Annotated in this window: 16 protein-coding genes; 14 read left to right on the top strand and 2 right to left on the bottom strand. The window is 42.9% G+C overall.

All coding sequences use genetic code 11. From position 1 onward, the window contains the following. The first annotated feature begins 279 nt into the window (after positions 1-279). Positions 280-486 (top strand): hypothetical protein, encoded by a 207-nt coding sequence (locus tag AAHB12_RS12255; RefSeq protein WP_342045509.1) that lies wholly within the window; start codon positions 280-282, stop codon positions 484-486. Positions 487-682: 196 nt separating this feature from the next. Next, the gene (locus tag AAHB12_RS12250; protein ID WP_165350856.1) at positions 683-856 is read left to right on the top strand and encodes a hypothetical protein; all 174 of its coding nucleotides are present in this window, start codon (positions 683-685) and stop codon (positions 854-856) included. A 76-nt stretch (positions 857-932) separates the two neighbouring features. On the opposite strand, the gene AAHB12_RS12245 is transcribed toward AAHB12_RS12250, so the two are convergent. Then, on the bottom strand, positions 933-1,223 hold the full coding sequence (locus tag AAHB12_RS12245; protein WP_129729638.1) for a HesB/YadR/YfhF family protein: 291 nt from the start codon (positions 1,221-1,223) through the stop codon (positions 933-935). A gap of 108 nt (positions 1,224-1,331) precedes the next feature. After that, a complete protein-coding gene (plsY, locus tag AAHB12_RS12240) occupies positions 1,332-1,910 on the bottom strand; it encodes a glycerol-3-phosphate 1-O-acyltransferase PlsY (protein WP_129729636.1) in 579 nt (192 codons plus the stop codon). Positions 1,911-2,262: 352 nt separating this feature from the next. Here plsY and AAHB12_RS12235 point away from each other — a divergent pair, with 352 nt between their 5' ends. The 12 genes from AAHB12_RS12235 (at position 2,263) to AAHB12_RS12180 (ending at position 17,735) form a co-directional block, all read left to right on the top strand. Continuing rightward, entirely contained in the window at positions 2,263-4,119 is a 1,857-nt protein-coding gene (locus AAHB12_RS12235) for an anaerobic ribonucleoside triphosphate reductase (protein WP_342045508.1), read from the top strand. Then, on the top strand, positions 4,116-4,616 hold the full coding sequence (nrdG, locus tag AAHB12_RS12230) for an anaerobic ribonucleoside-triphosphate reductase activating protein (RefSeq protein WP_342045507.1): 501 nt from the start codon (positions 4,116-4,118) through the stop codon (positions 4,614-4,616). Before AAHB12_RS12235 ends, nrdG begins: the two co-directional genes overlap by 4 nt. Further along, positions 4,585-5,262 carry a response regulator transcription factor gene (locus AAHB12_RS12225; protein WP_129729674.1) on the top strand — a complete coding sequence of 226 codons (678 nt, stop codon included), beginning with the start codon at positions 4,585-4,587 and terminating at the stop codon, positions 5,260-5,262. The genes nrdG and AAHB12_RS12225 overlap by 32 nt, the downstream gene beginning before the upstream one ends. A 194-nt stretch (positions 5,263-5,456) precedes the next feature. Continuing rightward, complete coding sequence (locus tag AAHB12_RS12220; protein WP_129729632.1) at positions 5,457-6,659, top strand: trypsin-like peptidase domain-containing protein; 1,203 nt, start codon at positions 5,457-5,459, stop codon at positions 6,657-6,659. Positions 6,660-6,728: 69 nt separating this feature from the next. Then, a complete protein-coding gene (locus AAHB12_RS12215; RefSeq protein ID WP_342045506.1) occupies positions 6,729-7,142 on the top strand; it encodes a CoA-binding protein in 414 nt (137 codons plus the stop codon). A 655-nt stretch (positions 7,143-7,797) separates the two neighbouring features. Further along, positions 7,798-9,780, top strand: coding sequence for a DNA topoisomerase IV subunit B (gene parE / locus AAHB12_RS12210; RefSeq protein WP_342045505.1), 1,983 nt, complete (start codon positions 7,798-7,800; stop codon positions 9,778-9,780). Beyond that, positions 9,758-12,184: a DNA topoisomerase IV subunit A gene (gene parC, locus AAHB12_RS12205; protein WP_342045503.1), complete on the top strand. Its 2,427-nt coding sequence runs from the start codon at positions 9,758-9,760 to the stop codon at positions 12,182-12,184. The genes parE and parC overlap by 23 nt, the downstream gene beginning before the upstream one ends. A 447-nt stretch (positions 12,185-12,631) precedes the next feature. Continuing rightward, entirely contained in the window at positions 12,632-13,840 is a 1,209-nt protein-coding gene (locus AAHB12_RS12200) for a branched-chain amino acid ABC transporter substrate-binding protein (RefSeq protein WP_342045502.1), read from the top strand. Between the two features lie 109 nt (positions 13,841-13,949). Further along, positions 13,950-14,936, top strand: a complete 987-nt coding sequence (locus AAHB12_RS12195) for a branched-chain amino acid ABC transporter permease (RefSeq protein ID WP_129729622.1) — start codon at positions 13,950-13,952, stop codon at positions 14,934-14,936. Between the two features lie 10 nt (positions 14,937-14,946). Further along, a complete protein-coding gene (locus tag AAHB12_RS12190; RefSeq protein ID WP_342045500.1) occupies positions 14,947-16,227 on the top strand; it encodes a branched-chain amino acid ABC transporter permease in 1,281 nt (426 codons plus the stop codon). 15 nt (positions 16,228-16,242) lie between these two features. Further along, positions 16,243-17,016: an ABC transporter ATP-binding protein gene (locus AAHB12_RS12185; RefSeq protein WP_129729618.1), complete on the top strand. Its 774-nt coding sequence runs from the start codon at positions 16,243-16,245 to the stop codon at positions 17,014-17,016. A 17-nt stretch (positions 17,017-17,033) separates the two neighbouring features. Further along, positions 17,034-17,735: an ABC transporter ATP-binding protein gene (locus AAHB12_RS12180; RefSeq protein ID WP_129729616.1), complete on the top strand. Its 702-nt coding sequence runs from the start codon at positions 17,034-17,036 to the stop codon at positions 17,733-17,735. Positions 17,736-17,834: the final 99 nt, after the last annotated feature.

The following is a 17,834-nucleotide window of genomic DNA, read 5'->3' as shown; positions in this document are numbered from 1 at the left end:
AATCCAAATTTAGTTACTCGAAAAAATAAAGAAATCAAACGCCTCAAGGCAAGAATCGGACAACTCCAGCATCGTCTCCTTCGGAAGGAGCAAAAAAAGGAGAAATTGAAACAGGTTGGTCCATCGAAGACCATGGTACGTACTATATCATCAAATGTATCGTAGAAGAGCCAGAACATCCTCATTTCAATCACTCAAAAGCAGATGGTGTCATCGGTGTGGACGTCAACTACAATCATATTGCCTTCTCCAACGTGAATGGACAAGGACAATTTAGATGTGAGGCTTTTTCTTGCAGTAGGTTCATTAGAAAAAGACTTTATGATTGAAGATGCAAAAGCACTATCAAAACGCTTGTTACATTTAGCTGATAGTAGACTGCAGATAGAGTTTAATGAGCTAGATGGAGAAGATCATGTATCCGTAATGCTGACAGTGTTAAGCCGTGCATTACGATTTGTATCCAGCAATAATTGTACAAATTAATCTTCATCTAGAAAGATTCTATCAATGCCCATTTTGGAGGGGGACATTAATAGAGCAGGCTTCTTTACAACATCAATCCTATCTGTTAAAATTTGGTATAACATAAGTGTGATGAATATACAGCTATGTTTATAGGAATAACTTGTTAGTCAATGGGAAAGAGAATCATGATAACTTGGAAAGGGAGGAATGCAAAATGGGTGTCCCTTTGACATCGAAGGAAGTCATTGCTCAGATCCAGAAGTTAGAGAACGAAGGTAACTCTTTACGTAAAAAAGAGATAAAACAACTTTATCCTGATTTAATGCGGAGTGCTTTGTATTACTACCCAAGTTGGCAACATGCTATAGAAGAAAGTAAAATAAGTTAACTATCCAATTTACACCGCGATATTAGAATAAGATGAATTCAGTTAAAGAAAACTCGCCAAAATCGGCGAGTTTTTTTTATTTTTCGTATTGAAAGTCTGGCGCCTCTGCATTTGGCTCGTATATGACAGAAAGATTATGGCCATCGAAATACCATTCGTCGTCTTCTTCAATGAAAAAGGTTACGCCATTTTCTGTGACCTGAGCTGCCGGGTTTACAGGCAAGTCCTTGCGAATTCCAAGTGATAAACCTTTTTGTACTGTACTGCAGCCTCCGTATTGCACAAAAAATCGAATGGCATCACCTTGCTGTAAGTGCAGTTCATTTTTATACCAAGCAGCTGCGTCTTTTGACACAAACATCTCCATAACTCTTCCTCCTAAATTTTGCATTTACTTATTAGTATAGAAAAAAACGCAAAAAGGCGCTATCTTTATGCTTTACAACTCCTTTTTGCGTTATAACGCCTTTTATTTTTACAATTTTACCTTTGGTTCCGTTTTATCTAAAATGCGTTTAATATTGGCTCGATGTCGATAAATAACAAACAGAGCAATAAATGAGATACCGAAGATAAACGGTTTATCACCTTCAATGATAGCGGCGATGACAGCGACGACAGCTGTTATCATGGAGGACAGGGAGACATATTTAGTTGTATACAAAAGTGCCAAAAATACAAGTATCACCACTAAGAAAATAACAGGCTGATAAAATAGAACAACACCTGCAGACGTAGCAACTGCTTTGCCGCCGCGGAAGCCTGCAAAAATTGGATAAACGTGTCCGATTATTGCAAGTAGACCAAACCAAAGCGGGTGAATGTCAACATTGAAAATAACAGGCAAAGATGCTGCAAGTGTGCCTTTTAAAATATCGGCAAATGTTACAATAAATCCCGCCTTCTTACCTAATGTGCGGAATGTATTTGTACCACCTAGATTTCCGCTCCCATGCTGTCGTATGTCTATCCCGTACCCGAGTTTTCCGACTACTAAGGCAAACGGAATGGAGCCCAGTAAATAGGCGACTAGAAATAAAATGTATGTAAGCATACGTTTCTTCTCCTTTATAAGGATGATAGTAATAAAAACAACAAGAGGCCGTTTTTCCTAATCTATTGTATCATATAACGAAAAAGTTAGAAGTTGTTTTTTTTTGCACGGTAAGAAGCTATAAATTTCTAGCTAGAAGCCAATTCGACGTAGTGAGAAATTTTAGGAATACAGTATAAGTAGGGCTTGCCAGTCGACGAGTTTTCTTTACAAACTGCTGCGCAGAGACGTTATACAATATGTGTCACAATACTGTGAGAATCTGCACATTTTTCCAATTCTACATACAGTATAATTTTAATGTTGATGATACTATATTTTGTGTAGAGTGAGGGGAATGAGGAAACTTTCAATGGAAAAGCAGTATGCTTTAGAACAGCTGGCAGCTTCGTTTCAAGGGGTGATTCAGTATGAGGAGCAGGATTTGCTGCAGGAAAATGCAAATGTCGATGGACATTCACCAATGGGTATCATGGGGAAATTTTCCTCTGAAGGTGCCAAGTTTTATGCATTGGAATATTTGCTAACTGAGGAAGTAAAGGAAGCAGTGCAGGATAATCTAATCCATATTCATGATTTGGATTTCTATGCGGCAGGAACAACAACATGCTCGCAAATCCCGCTGTCCAAGCTGTTAAAGGATGGATTTTCCACCGGGCACGGTCATATGAGGGAACCAAAATGCATTAGCAGTGCCATGGCACTAGCCGCTATCATTTTACAAGCCAATCAAAACATGCAGCATGGCGGGCAATCGTTTGCTATGTTTGACAGGGACTTGGCGCCATATGTACGCAAAACATATAAATGTCATGTAGAACGACTTGGCAGTTATGCCCGCTTTGGAGTAGAGGAAATACAACAAATTGCTTGGGAGGAAACAAAGCAAGAGACATATCAGGCGTGCGAAGCATTCATCCATAATGCAAATAGTATGCATAGCCGAGGTGGGGGACAAGTGCCGTTTGTGTCCATCAATTATGGGACGGATACGTCAAAAGAAGGGAGGATGCTCGCCCGTCAGCTGCTTTTAGCAACGCAGGCTGGTCTTGGAAACGGTGAAACTCCTATTTTTCCCATTCAGGTGTTTAAGCTGAAGAAAGGAATTAATGTACTTCCAAATGATCGAAACCATGATTTGTATCGACTTGCACTGGAAACAACAGCAAAGCGGCTGTTTCCGAATTTCGCGTTTTTAGACGCACCCTTTAATTTGCAGTACTATGATGGCCGTTCTGAAAGTGAAGCCTGTTATATGGGATGCAGAACACGTGTAATGGCGAATATTCACGGTGAGGAAAATGCAGTGGGAAGCGGGGATTTGTCATTTACATCCATTAATCTTGTAAAACTTGCCTTGCAGAGCACAAGTACGGAGCAATTCTTTCAAGCGCTGGAGCAGTACATTGCGCTTGTCATTCGGCAACTGCTTGAGAGATTTTACTATCAAGCTCGCAAAAAAGCGCGGGATTTTAAGTTTTTGTATACCCAAGGTGTATGGCGCGGCGGAGAAGAATTAGAGCTTCATGCGCCTGTTGAAAGTATTATCAGACAAGGAACATTGAGTATTGGATTTATTGGGCTTGCGGAATGTCTAGTTGCTTTGGTAGGAAAACATCATGGGGAAAGCGAAGCGGCATTATGTCTTGGGCTTGATATTATCCGTTTCATGAGAAACAAAGCGGATGAGGCGACAAAGCGGCATCGACTCAACTTTTCCTTGCTTGCCACACCCGCAGAAGGATTGTCAGGTAAATTTACGAAGCAGGATCGAAGAGAGTTTGGTGTGATTACCAGTGTTACAGATAAAGAGTATTACACAAATTCATTCCATGTTCCGGTGCACTACCCAATCAGAGTGCTAGATAAAATTCGGATTGAAGGGTTATTTCATGAGCTTTGCAATGGCGGACATATTACGTACATTGAACTAGATGGGGCAGCTGTTCATAATGCAGAAGCGCTTCATTACATCGTCATGGCTATGCTGCAGCACCATATCGGATATGGCTCGATTAATCACCCTATTGATCAATGTAAATGCTGCGGCTATCACGGTATGATTGAAACTGTGTGCCCGTCTTGCGGAAATGCTGAGGAAACGAAAATCGAACGAATTCGGCGTATTACTGGCTATCTTGTCGGGGATATGACGAAATGGAACGGTGCTAAACGAAGCGAGGAGCGGGAGCGGGTGAAGCATACATGAGGATTATGAATATTTTACATGATAGCGTTGTCGATGGAGAAGGACTGCGTACAGTTATTTTCTTTGCGGGTTGTCCGCATCGATGCTATGGCTGCCATAATCCGAAGTCTTGGAAAATAGAAAACGGAACGAGCATGACAAAGAAGCAAATCTTAGAGGAAATTATAAGCAATCCGCTAACTGAGGTGACTTTTTCTGGCGGGGAACCTTTGTACCAAGCCTTTGAAGTCAAGGAGTTGGCAAAAGAAATTAAAGCCTATGGGAAAAACTTATGGGTATACACAGGTTATACGCTTGAGGAGATATACAATTCTAAAAATGATGATATGATAGAAACGTTGAAGCATGTGGATGTATTGGTAGACGGGAGGTTCGAGATGCAGAAGCGAGATGTTACACTTCCCTTTAGGGGGAGCAGCAATCAGCGCATCATTCGACTGAAGGAGGGGAGAGAATCGGATGATAATGGGCAAAACAGTGCTGCTTGTCGAAGATGAACAACGGCTGCGGGAGATTATCTCCGATTATTTCAGAAACGAAGGCTTTGAAGTTGTGGGAGCAGAGGATGGAAAACAAGCTCTTGCTTTGTTCGAACAGCATGCCATTCATTTAATTATTTTAGACATTATGCTCCCTGAAATCGATGGCTGGTCTGTTTGCAGGCAGATTCGAAGAGAGTCGACCGTTCCAGTGATTATGCTGACAGCCCGTTCAGATGAAGAGGATACACTGCTTGGCTTTGAGCTCGGAGCAGATGAATATGTCACCAAACCCTTTAGTCCCAAGGTATTGGTAGCTAGAGCGAAGACGCTGCTTAAGCGTGCGGAAGGTGCGGTTGCACAATCAGCGGAGCATACATTATCTGTTAGCGGCATCATATTGAATCGTTTATCCAGGACGATATTCGTGGATGGGCAGGAGGTAATTTTAACACATAAAGAGTTTGAATTGCTTATGTATTTAATGGAAAATAGAGGGATTGTACTCTCACGGCAGCACTTACTGGATCACCTATGGGGATATGATTATTATGGTGATGATCGTACCGTTGACACCCATATTAAAAAGCTACGAAATAAGCTTGGGACACGTGCTAGGCATATTAGTACAGTGATCCGTGTCGGATATAAGTTTGAGGAATAGTCCTTGATTAGCCGTACAAGCCGGACTGCAAAGGAACAAGCAATTGCTGGTAGGATTTATGTGCGATTTTGCAGAATTTTGGTTAAAATGGAAGAGAGCAAGTGATTTATAAGTATTTTTTCACTAAACTTTCATTAAATTTTCACCAAATTTTTGTATCATATAAGCATGATAAACTAGAGGGGAGATAGACGATGGGCTACTATGATCAAACTGAGATGACTACAAGATTTGAAGAAAAACCACAGCGTCGCAGCAGAAAGGGCTATTTTTTCTCCGGCTTTGTTGGGGCGGTTATCGGAGCTGCGACCGTGACGGCTTCGATCAACTACATACCGGCCCTTCAAAATCAAAAGGGACAGGCTTCTGTTGTACAGCAGGTGCAGCAAAGTGAAGGGACGGCGGTGCCTGTTGTGAATAACATGAAGTCGACAGATCTTGCCGGTATGATTCAAGGTGCAAAGGAAGCAGTGGTCGGCGTTATTAACTATCAAACAGCGGATACATTGGATGCGCAGGATTCCGAAGCTGGTTCCGGCTCTGGTGTTGTATATAAGAAGGTAGGAAATAAAGCCCTTGTGATTACAAATAATCATGTAGTTGAAGGGGCAAAGCGTCTTGAAGTAAAGCTTGCGAACGGAGAAAAAATTGCAGCAAAGCTTGTTGGAGCAGATCGTTGGCTTGACTTGGCTGTTATCGAAATTGATGGAACGAACATTAAGACAGTTGCAACGCTTGGTGATTCTGATAAAGTACGTGTTGGAGAGCAGGCAATTGCCATTGGGAATCCGATTGGTTTAGATGGAACAGTCACAGAAGGTATTATCAGCAGCAAAAATCGTGAAATCCCAGTAGATGTTGATCAGGATGGCAGCGCGGATTGGCAGGCAGAAGTATTGCAAACAGATGCTTCGATTAACCCGGGTAACAGCGGTGGCGCATTGTTTAATGAGAACGGCGAAGTAATCGGCATCAATTCCAGTAAAATTGCACAGGAAGCTGTGGAAGGAATCGGTTTTGCAATTCCAATCAATGTGGCAAAACCGATTGTTGAATCACTTGAAAAATATGGAAAAGTGCAACGTCCGTTTCTAGGAGTACAGCTTCGTTCTCTGGATGAAGTGTCAACGTACGCAAGCAGACAATTAAACCTTCCAACAGAAGTGACAGGTGGAGTCATTATTTTACAAACAACTGCAAATTCTCCTGCGGCAAAGGCAGGCTTGCAGCAGTATGACGTGGTTGTGGCGCTCGATGGTCAAGAAGTGAAGGACTCTGTACAGCTCCGGAAGTACCTATATGAAAAGAAAAAAATTGGAGATGAAATGAAGGTAACCTTCTATCGTGATGGGAAAAAACAGGAGGAAACCATCAAGCTTGATGCAAATGCCGACTAAGAGAATAGACCGTTTCTATTGAAATGGTCCTTTCTCTTTTTGTATAATCTTGGGAAAGGAGGGGTTATAATGACAATTCAAAATCCAACACGCACTGAAATTGGCGAACTGTTAAAGAAAAGTAAAACGATTGCAGTAGTAGGGTTATCCGATAATCCGCAGCGAACGTCTTATATGGTTTCAAAGGCTATGCAGGATGCAGGCTATGATATTATTCCAGTAAATCCAAATGCGGAGTATATCCTTGGAAAAAAAGCCGTAAAATCGTTAAAAGATATTGAGGGTCATGTTGATATTGTTAATGTGTTCCGACGCTCTGAGCATTTAATGGATGTGGCAAAGGAGTTTGTTGAAATTGATGCGGATATTTATTGGGCGCAGCTAGGATTAGAGGATGAGGAGACGTATGCATTTTTACAGGAACAGGGCTATACGGTTATTATGAATCGCTGTATTAAGGTGGAGCATGCGCTAACGCGATAGAACGTTCACAAAGAAGCCAATTGCGAGGCTTCTTTTCTGTTTGTATACTTATAATGTAGCATGAGGCATGAATGAGGTACACATACGAGGTTTTATAAGGGCTGGTTATGGGGAGTTTTACTTTGTTGTAGGAATGTATAAGTTTCTAGCGAGAAGTTTATTTGGCATAGACGGAAATGTTAGGGATACAGTATAAGTAGGGCTACGCCTCTGTCTTCGCCCGGGGGGCAGGGCTCGCCAATCAGCGAGTTTTCTTTACAAGATAAGAAAGTGTAACTTTTTGGGGTGATGTCTAGCTCCCAAGGTCCACTCCTTGCCGCAAAATAACGTCCCTACAAAATGCAAAAAAGCGCTTTCTATGGTGAAGAACATTTTGCTTCGGGAGCAAAGGCGGGCCTTGTCCGTTTTTCTTATTATTCCTTTTGGGATCATTGTCATTTGACTATTGATGAAGATATTCTTGTAGTCATGTATTGACAGGTTATTATTTTTCTGAAATAGTAGCTTACAGGAATCCTTGTGGGAAACAAGGATTTTTCTTTTATATCTTGTATATTTTATAATGGGTGTCTATACTTGCCAACATAGGGAGAAACAAGGTATGCTATAGAGAAAACGTATGTTCTTATCGAAAGATAGAAAGGAGTTTGGGGATTTGACACAGCATCAGTTTCAATATAACGAGGATGCAATTCAAGTGCTTGAAGGTCTAGAAGCAGTACGAAAGAGACCTGGTATGTACATTGGAAGCACAGATAGCCGAGGATTGCACCATTTAGTATACGAGATTGTGGATAATTCCGTAGATGAAGCGCTAGCAGGCTTTGGCGGTGAAATCACGGTTATGATACATAAAGATAACAGCATTAGCGTAGAGGATAAGGGGCGCGGTATGCCGACCGGCATGCATAAGCTCGGGAAACCAACGCCGGAGGTTATTCTCACAGTGCTTCATGCTGGCGGAAAGTTTGGACAGGGCGGCTATAAGACGAGCGGAGGATTGCACGGTGTAGGCGCATCGGTCGTAAATGCGCTATCGGAATGGCTTGTCGTGACCATTAAGCGTGATGGCTTTGTGTATCAACAGCGTTTTGAGCATGGAGGAAACCCGGTAACAACGCTTGAAAAAATAGGCGTAACGAAACAGACGGGAACGAAGATTCATTTTAAGCCGGATGCGACCATTTTTAGCACAACGAATTTCCAATATGAGACGTTGTGCGAACGTCTTAGAGAATCTGCATTTTTATTAAAGGGTATGAAAATTGCCTTAAAGGATGAGCGCAACGATTTAGAGGATATATTTCATTACGAAACGGGAATCGAGGCGTTTGTATCCTATTTGAACGAAGAGCGAGATGTGCTTCACAAGGTTGTGTTTTTTGAAGGTGAGCAGGGCGGCATCGAGGCAGAGCTGGCATTTCAGTTTAACGATGGTTATTCAGAAAACATTCTATCGTTTGTAAATAACGTCCGTACAAAGGATGGCGGAACGCATGAAGCAGGCTTTAAGACGGCGATGACACGTGTATTCAATGAATATGCGCGGAAGGTTGGGGCGCTTAAGGAAAAGGACAAAAATTTGGATGGTGCCGATATTCGCGAGGGCTTGTCTGCAATCGTATCGGTTCGTATTCCAGAGGAACTGCTTCAGTTTGAAGGTCAGACAAAAGGAAAGCTTGGTACGAGTGAGGCTCGTTCTGCAATTGATTCGATTGTATCGGAGCATCTAGCTTACTTTTTACAGGAGAATCCAGATGTTGGCGGATTGCTTGTGAAAAAAGCAATTAAAGCATTTCAGGCGCGCGAAGCTGCTCGAAAGGCACGGGAGGAAGCGCGCAGCGGGAAAAAGAAAAAGCGTTCGGAGGCATCCTTAAGTGGGAAGCTAACGCCGGCACAATCACGCAACCCGCAAAAAAATGAGCTGTACCTTGTAGAGGGCGATTCTGCCGGCGGTTCGGCCAAGCAAGGTCGAGATCGACGTTTTCAGGCCGTGCTGCCGCTGCGCGGAAAGGTTATTAATACAGAAAAGGCAAAGCTGGCGGATATTTTTAAAAACGAAGAAATCAATACGATTATTCACGCCATTGGCGGCGGTGTTGGACAGGAATTTTCTGTTGAGGATATTAATTATGACAAGGTTGTCATTATGACGGATGCTGATACGGACGGTGCACATATTCAAGTGTTACTGCTGACATTTTTTTATCGTTATATGAAGCAGCTTATTGAGGCTGGGAAGGTTTTTATTGCGCTCCCGCCGCTTTATAAAGTGAGTAAAGGAACCGGCAAAAAAGAAACGATTGAATATGCCTGGTCGGATGAAGAGCTAAAAGAAGTTACAAAGCGCTTTGGCAAAGGCTATACAATTCAGCGCTATAAAGGTCTTGGAGAAATGAATGCAGATCAGCTTTGGGATACGACGATGAATCCGGAAACAAGAACGCTCATTCGTGTCAAAATCGATGATGCAGCACGTGCTGAACGCCGCGTGACCACGCTCATGGGTGATAAAGTAGAGCCACGTCGAAAGTGGATTGAGCGAAATGTACAGTTTGGTTTACAGGAAGAAGGAAATATTTTGGAAAATGAGATGATTTCGGAGGTGGAGCAGGATGCAGGCGGAGAAATTTCATGATCTTCCGTTAGAGGATGTAATGGGCGACCGCTTCGCCCGCTACAGTAAGTATATTATCCAAGATCGGGCATTGCCGGATGCCCGTGACGGCTTAAAGCCGGTACAACGGCGTATTCTGTATTCGATGTATGTAGAGGGAAATGTGCAAGATAAGCCGTTTCGAAAGTCGGCAAAAACAGTCGGGAATGTAATCGGTAACTACCACCCGCATGGAGATTCTTCTGTTTACGAAGCCATGGTGCGCCTCAGCCAGGATTGGAAGGTGCGCAATGTGCTTGTGGAGATGCATGGCAATAACGGAAGCATTGACGGCGATCCGGCCGCAGCGATGCGTTACACAGAGGCTCGCTTATCAGCAATCGCGTCTGAGCTTCTGCGCGATATCGATAAGCAAACGGTTGAATTTGTTCCCAATTTTGATGATACGAGTGAAGAGCCTGTTGTTTTGCCAGCTATGTTTCCGAGTCTTCTTGTCAACGGTTCTACAGGGATTTCCGCTGGATATGCAACAGAGATTCCTCCTCATCATCTTGGGGAAGTAATCGATGCTGTGATCATGCGCATGGATAATTCGCTTTGTACAGTCAATGACCTGCTAACTGTTATGAAAGGGCCAGACTTTCCGACCGGGGGCATTATTCAAGGTCTGGAAGGGATTAAAAAGGCATATGAGACAGGTCGAGGGAAAATTATTATTAGAGGCAAGGCCGCTATTGAGCATATGCGCAGCGGCAAGCAGCAAATTGTTGTAACGGAAATTCCATATGAGGTAAACAAGGCGAATCTTGTCAAAAAAATGGATGATTTGCGTATCGAGAAGAAACTGGACGGCATTTCAGAGGTGCGTGACGAAACGGATCGCACTGGTCTTCGCATTGTCATTGAACTGAAAAAAGATGCAAATGCGGAGGGGATTTTAAATTATCTGTACAAAAATACAGAACTGCAAATCCCGTATAATTTTAATATGGTTGCGATTCACAACCGCCGTCCGAAGCTGCTCAGCCTGCCACAAATATTGGATGCATACATCGCGCATCAAAAAGAGGTAGTCACAAACCGTTCCCAGTATGAACTGCGAAAAGCGCAGGATCGTCAGCATATTGTGGAGGGGCTGATGAAGGCACTTTCCATTCTGGATGAAGTCATTGCAGCAATCCGTGCGTCAAAAGATAAGCGTGATGCGAAGGACAATTTAATTGCAAAATTCGCATTTACAGAGGCGCAGGCGGAGGCAATTGTTTCATTGCAGCTATATCGTTTAACCAATACAGACATTACAGCGCTGCAAAAAGAGGCAGAAGAACTCAATGAAAAAATCAAAGAGCTGCTGCTCATTTTGAATAGTGAAAAAAAGCTTCTTCAAGTCATTAAAACAGATTTAAAGCGTGTTAAAAAAACATATGCGGATGAACGACGTACGCTGATTGAAGAGGAAATTGAAGAAATTAAGATTGATATGGAAGTGATGATTCCGCAGGAGGATGTCATCGTTACAATCACAAAAGAAGGTTATATGAAGCGAACAAGCTGGCGTTCCCATAATGCTTCGAATGGAAAAGATTTTGGTATGAAGGAAGGGGACCGTCTGCTTGCTCGCCTCGATATTAACACGACGGATACCGTTCTTTTGTTCACTAATAAGGGGAATTATTTGTACCTGCCTGTGTACGAGATGCCGGATATACGATGGAAGGATTTAGGTCAGCACGTTGCGAACATTGTTTCCCTGGAAAAAGATGAGACTATGGTTGCTGCGGTTCCGGTGCAGAATTTCGAGGAAGACAACCGCTTTTTAGTATTCGTGACAAGAAACGGAATGGTGAAGAAAACAGAACTCAAGCAGTATAAGGTGCAGCGTTATTCTAGAGCGCTCGTTGCTGTGAACGTGAAAAACGGTGATGAAGTAGTGGATGTACTGCTGACGGATGGAAATCAGGAGCTTGTACTTATTACGCACAGTGCGTATGCTTTGCGCTTTCATGAGGGGGAAGCGAGTGCTGTTGGTGTTCGTGCCGCGGGTGTGAAAGGAATGAATGTAAAGGAAGACGACTATGTAGTGAGTGGCCTTACACTGCAATCGGCTGATGATTTCCTTATTCTTGTTACACAGCGCGGAGGCGTGAAAAAAATGAAGGTATCTGAAATTGAGCTATCGTCTCGGGCGAAGCGTGGACATTTAATATTTAAAGAGCTAAAGGCAAATCCTTATCGGATTGTCGGAGTGGAAATAGCGGATGATGCTTATAGGATGTTCGTGAAGCTAGAGAGACGAGGCGCTGAAGAACTTGATATACAATCGTTAAAAGAAAAAGATCGTTATAGCAATGGTACGCTCATGATTGATGTGAATGAAGCTGGTACCGTTACAGAAGTTTGGAAGGTAGCTAGACAGGAAGGCTGAAGAAACTCTTGTCCGAAGGAATTCGGGCAGGAGTTTTTTCTTTGCACTTTAGGAAAGTATAAATTTCTAGTTGGATGCCAATTCGACGTAGCGAGAAATTTTAGGAATAAAGGATAAGGGCAACTACGCCTCTGTCTTCGCCCAAAGGCAGGGCTCGCCAATCGGCGGGTTTTCTTTATAAAATAAACTTTCCGGGGCGTTGTCCAGCCCCCGCGGTCTGCTCCAGCCTCCAGAATATACGGAAGCCCTCCATGTTCGGAAAAATAGTGTTAATTCCTGCGAAAGGTATAACGCTGCCTTTTTTTGTCACAAATTTGTAACATTTTGCAGAACCAATGTCGAGAAACGCAAAAAAATCTAGAATGATAGTAGGTTGTACAAATGAGATGCTTCCTGTATCATTTAACTAAATATTTATAAAATTCAGAAAAACAAGGGGGTAACAGGGTGGCTTTTAAAAAAGGAATGGCACTAGCTTTGTCCGCAGCGCTGGTATTTGGAGTTTTGGCAGGTTGTGCTAGTAAGACGGAGCAAACGGGAGCAAGCACATCGTCAGGCAGTGACGGAAAGGTCATTAAGATTGTGACGCAGTCTCCATTATCAGGCGGATCTGCAACGCAAGGGGAAGCAATTAAGCTTGGAGCGCAATTACAAATAGAGGAACAAAAAGAGGCGTTTAAAAAGCTTGGATTTGAGCTGCAGCTCGTTCCATATGATGACCAAGCCGACCCGAAAAAAGGCGTAGCCAATGCCCAGTTAGTTGGTGCAGATGAAGCTGTTCTCGGTGTAGTGGGGCATATGAACTCCGGAGTAGCGATTCCCTCTTCAGAAGTATATGAGAAGAACAACCTTGTTATGGTATCTCCAACAAATACAGCAACGGAGGTTACAGACCGTAAATTAAAATCGGTAAATCGCATTTGTGCCCGTGATGATTTCCAAGGTCCAGCGGGTGCAGAATACGCAGTCCAAACGTTGAAGGCAAAGAATATTTTTGTTATTGATGATAAAACAGCCTACGGTACAGGATTGGCAACGGCATTTAAGAAGGCTGCCGAGAAGCTTGGTGCACAAATAGCAGGTTATGAATCGATTACAGTGGGTGAAAAGGACTTTAACGGTGTATTGAATAAAGTGCTTGCGAAAAAGCCTGACTTAATTTATTTCGGCGGTTTATATGCGGAAGGTGGATTGCTCTTGAAGCAGGCGCGTGAGAAAGGTATTACAATTCCGTTTATGGGCGGTGATGGCTTAGATTCTGGTACGCTAGTAGAAATCGCAGGAACAGCAGCAAAAAATACATTTTATACGTCAATTGCGGCTGACCCAGCAAAAACAGAGAAAGGCAAAAAGTTTATAGAGGATTACAAAAAGAAATTTAACAAAGAGGTTGAAGGGTACTCTGCTTACGGCTATGATGCTGCAGGGGTTGTTCTACAGGGAATTAAAGATGCAATTGCGGCAAACGATAATAAGCTTCCGACTCGCGAGCAGGTGCGCGATGCCGTTCGCAGCATTCAAAACTATGAAGGTGCTGTAACGAAGGTTGGCTTTGACGAAAAAGGAGATAATAAGTTTTCAAAAATCTACATTTATAAATTAAATGAATCGAGATATCCTGGCACTCAAGAAGGAGAGGTAAGCAATACGAAATAAAACAAAAAAGAGGTGTGGAAAGTATTCCATGCCTCTTTCCATTATCCACTCATCCGAAGTTGTTTGGTGGTGTGAAAAATAGAGAAATCATTAAAAGAGGAGGGAGAGCATGCTAGCAGAAGTACTTCATACGTTACCGCAAGTATTGCTTGATGGCTTAACATTAGGTACAGTGTATGCCATCGTCGCACTGGGCTATACGATGGTATATGGAATTCTAGAGCTCATTAACTTTGCGCACGGGGAAATTTTTATGACGGGTGCTTTTATTGGAACAGCAATTTTTCTCACGATGGCAGGATTCGGCTGGATTGGAGCCATGCCAGCAATTCTTGCGCTTATTCTAGTTCTCGTAGCATCATCGATCGTAACGGGAGTGTTAGGAATGGGAATTGAGCGAGTTGCTTATCGACCGCTTCGGAAAGCGCCAAAACTGATCACGCTTATTACAGCTATTGGAGTTTCTTTCTTGCTGCAGGATATAGTTCGTTTTATTACAGAATTTAAGAAAGGGAACTATATTATTACAGCTCCTTCTTTATTTACAGACCAAGTTACAATTCATACATCTTCTATGCTATCAGTCTTTAACAATGCGCAAATGAGGTCATCCTCTTTTATTCTCATTATGATAGCTATTGTGATGATGGTTGCGCTCGATTTCTTTGTGAACAGAACAAGATGGGGTATGGCAATGCGTGCTGTGGCACAGGACCGTGAAACTGCAGCGTTAATGTCTGTAAACGTGAATAAAGTAATTTCGCTCACGTTTTTTATAGGCTCTGCTCTTGGCGGTGCCACAGGCGTTTTGTTTGCTATCCAATATGGAACAATCGATCCGTATATCGGCTTTATTCTTGGGATGAAGGCTTTTACAGCCGCAGTTATGGGCGGTATTGGCAATATTCGTGGTGCGATGGTTGGAGGTGTTTTACTCGGTGTAATCGAGATGTTCGCATCCGCTAACTTATCGGTACTTACTCACGGTGTGCTAGCCGCAGAATACAAGGACGTTTTCGCGTTTGCGATCTTAATCATTGTCCTTATCTTTAAGCCTGAGGGACTCTTCGGTAAAGCAGTTATCGAGAAAGTGTAGGTGAGAGCAGATGAAAACATTGCTGAAACAATTACAAGAAAGTGCAATCTTGCAGATGATTGTACTCACGCTATACATTGTGATTACTTCTCTTAGTCTCTATCTAGCGGAAAAATCAGTGACAGCTTTTTTGCTTCTATTATTCTCGCTTTTGCTGCTATATTATACAAAGTTTTCAGTAAAGATAAAGTGGGCGCTAGGATTGTTCGTAATGATTGTGCTGCTTCCATTTACGGCAAGTGCTGGTCCGGCATATGAATCGTACATGGAAGTAGCGACTTTAGTCGGTATTTATGTAGCAATGGCTCTCGGACTAAACATTGTTGTCGGCTTTACTGGTCTTTTAGACTTGGGCTTCGTCGCTTTCTTTGCGGTTGGTGCTTATACATACGGCATTTTTGCGACAGGACAAGCCCAGAATTTTATGCCGTTTGGAGAATACCCGCTTTCAGGAGAAAGCTTTTGGCTGTTTCTTGTGATTGGCGGATTGATTGCAGCATTATTTGGGGTACTTCTGGGGATTCCGGTTCTTCGTGTCAAAGGTGATTACTTAGCGATTGTAACGCTTGGCTTTGGTGAAATTATCCGCATTGTGTTCAATAACCTAGACAAGCCAGTCAACATTACAAACGGTGCAATGGGGCTTTCCTCGATTCAGGCACCATCCTTGTTTGGTCTTACCTTGAATAATTCAAGTCAGTTTTATTACGTTGTAATTGCTATTTTGTTATTCGTTATTTTTGCTGTCAGACGCTTGGAGCATTCTAAAATTGGCCGTTCTTGGAAGGCTGTACGTGAAAATGAAATTGCTGCGCAAGCGATGGGCATCAATCTTGTGCGTGCAAAGCTGCTTGCATTTGCCATCGGTGCTTCCTTCTCCGGCATGATGGGTGTTGTATTTGCCGGTAAACAAGCATTTATTGACCCGACCAGCTTTACGCTCATGGAGTCTATCACGATTCTTGTTATGGTAATTTTAGGAGGCATGGGCAGTGTGCCAGGTGTTATTTTGGGCGCCGCTATCATGACTATTTTGAATTTGCAAGTACTAACAGAGCTGACAAATTGGCTGAATCAAGTAAGCCAATCTGGTGCTTTCGCAGTTCCCGAAGCTTTATCTCCAGCTAAAATGCAGCGTTTTATCTTTGGCGGTATCTTAATTCTGTTTGCGATCTATCGTCCGCAAGGGCTTATTCCGGCAAAGAATCCAGTTTTTAACGAAGCAGAGCTAAAGGGAAGCGCAAAGGTAGGGGTAGTGGAAAAAGGAGAAGATAAGGTCTTTGGATCCTAAGGGGAGGGAAAGTATATGTCCATTTTACAAGTATCCCATTTGACAAAGCGATTTGGCGGTGTTGTCGCTGCAAAAGACATTTCGATGACAGTCGAAAACGGGTCTATTACCGCGGTGATCGGTCCGAATGGTGCCGGAAAAACAACATTTTTTAATATGATTACAGGGGTATATAAACCAGACGAGGGAGAAATTTGGCTTGGAAACCAATCGCTTGTTGGTTTAAAGGCGCATGATATTTCAAAGCGCGGAATCGCTCGTACCTTTCAGAATATTCGTTTGTTTGGCAGTATGACGGTACTTGAAAATGTGATGGTGGGCTTGCATAATCATATCAAAGGCGGGCTGTTTGGAATATTGCTGAATGTACCGAGCATTCGCCGTGAGGAGAGGGAAGCGCAAAAGGAAGCCTATCGTTTGCTTGAATACGTTGGATTAGCGCAATTTTTGAATGAAGAAGCGCAAAATCTTTCTTACGGTGCGCAGCGCCGCCTAGAGCTCGCTCGCGCTCTTGCCGCAAAGCCAAAGGTGTTATTGCTGGATGAACCAGCAGCAGGAATGAACCCGAAGGAAACAAAAGAGCTGACAGAGTTAATTTATTGTGTGAGGAAGGAGTTTGATGTAACAATTATTCTAATTGAGCATGACATGAAGCTGGTTATGGAAATTTCTGAGCATATTATCGTTCTCGATCATGGAGAGAAAATTGCTGAAGGAGGGCCTCTCGACATCCGCAGCAACCCTAAGGTGATTGAAGCATATCTTGGAAAAAACGCGCTCGCGCAGTAAAGAACGGGAGGGATTTTATGTTACAGCTTGTAGACGTCCATGCATATTATGGCGGAATTCATGCATTAAAAGGATTGAATATGACAGTGGAGAAAGGAGAGATTGTTACGCTAATTGGCAGCAATGGAGCAGGAAAATCTACTACATTGAAGACAATTAGCGGACAGGTTATCCCTAAGACAGGAAAAGTGTTGTTTCATGGAGGGGATATTACGAAACAGCCGCCGCATCTTACGGCGCTGTCAGGAGTTGCGCACGTTCCAGAAGGCCGCCGCATTTTTCCTCGCTTAACCGTACTTGAAAATCTCGAAATGGGTGCTTTTTCTGTAAAGGATAAGAAGGTTATCAAGGACCGGATGGAGCGGGTGTTTCACTATTTTCCGCGTATAAAGGAACGGTTGAGTCAAAAAGGCGGAACGATGAGCGGCGGCGAGCAGCAAATGCTTGCAATCGGCCGTGCGTTAATGAGCCAACCGGATTTACTTATGCTAGATGAGCCTTCTATGGGACTCGCGCCGATTGTTGTAGAGCAAATTTTTGAAATCATTACGGAGTTAAACAAAGAAGGCATGACGATTTTACTTGTTGAGCAAAACGCCTATCAAGCACTTCAAATCGCACATCGCGGTTATATTATCCAAACGGGTGAAATTAAAATGGCTGGCTTGGGAAAAGAGTTAATCAATGATGATATCGTAAAAGAAGCATACTTGGCTTGACATAAGCATCCTCTCCGTGAATGGAGGGGCTGTTGGCTTTTGTAAAAAGGGCATTAAGAAAATAGCTGCTGATAAAACAAAGAGAAGTAGAATGTCTTA

This window comes from Bacillus sp. OTU530 (assembly GCF_038440375.1).
This window is presented reverse-complemented; position numbering and strand designations above follow the sequence as displayed.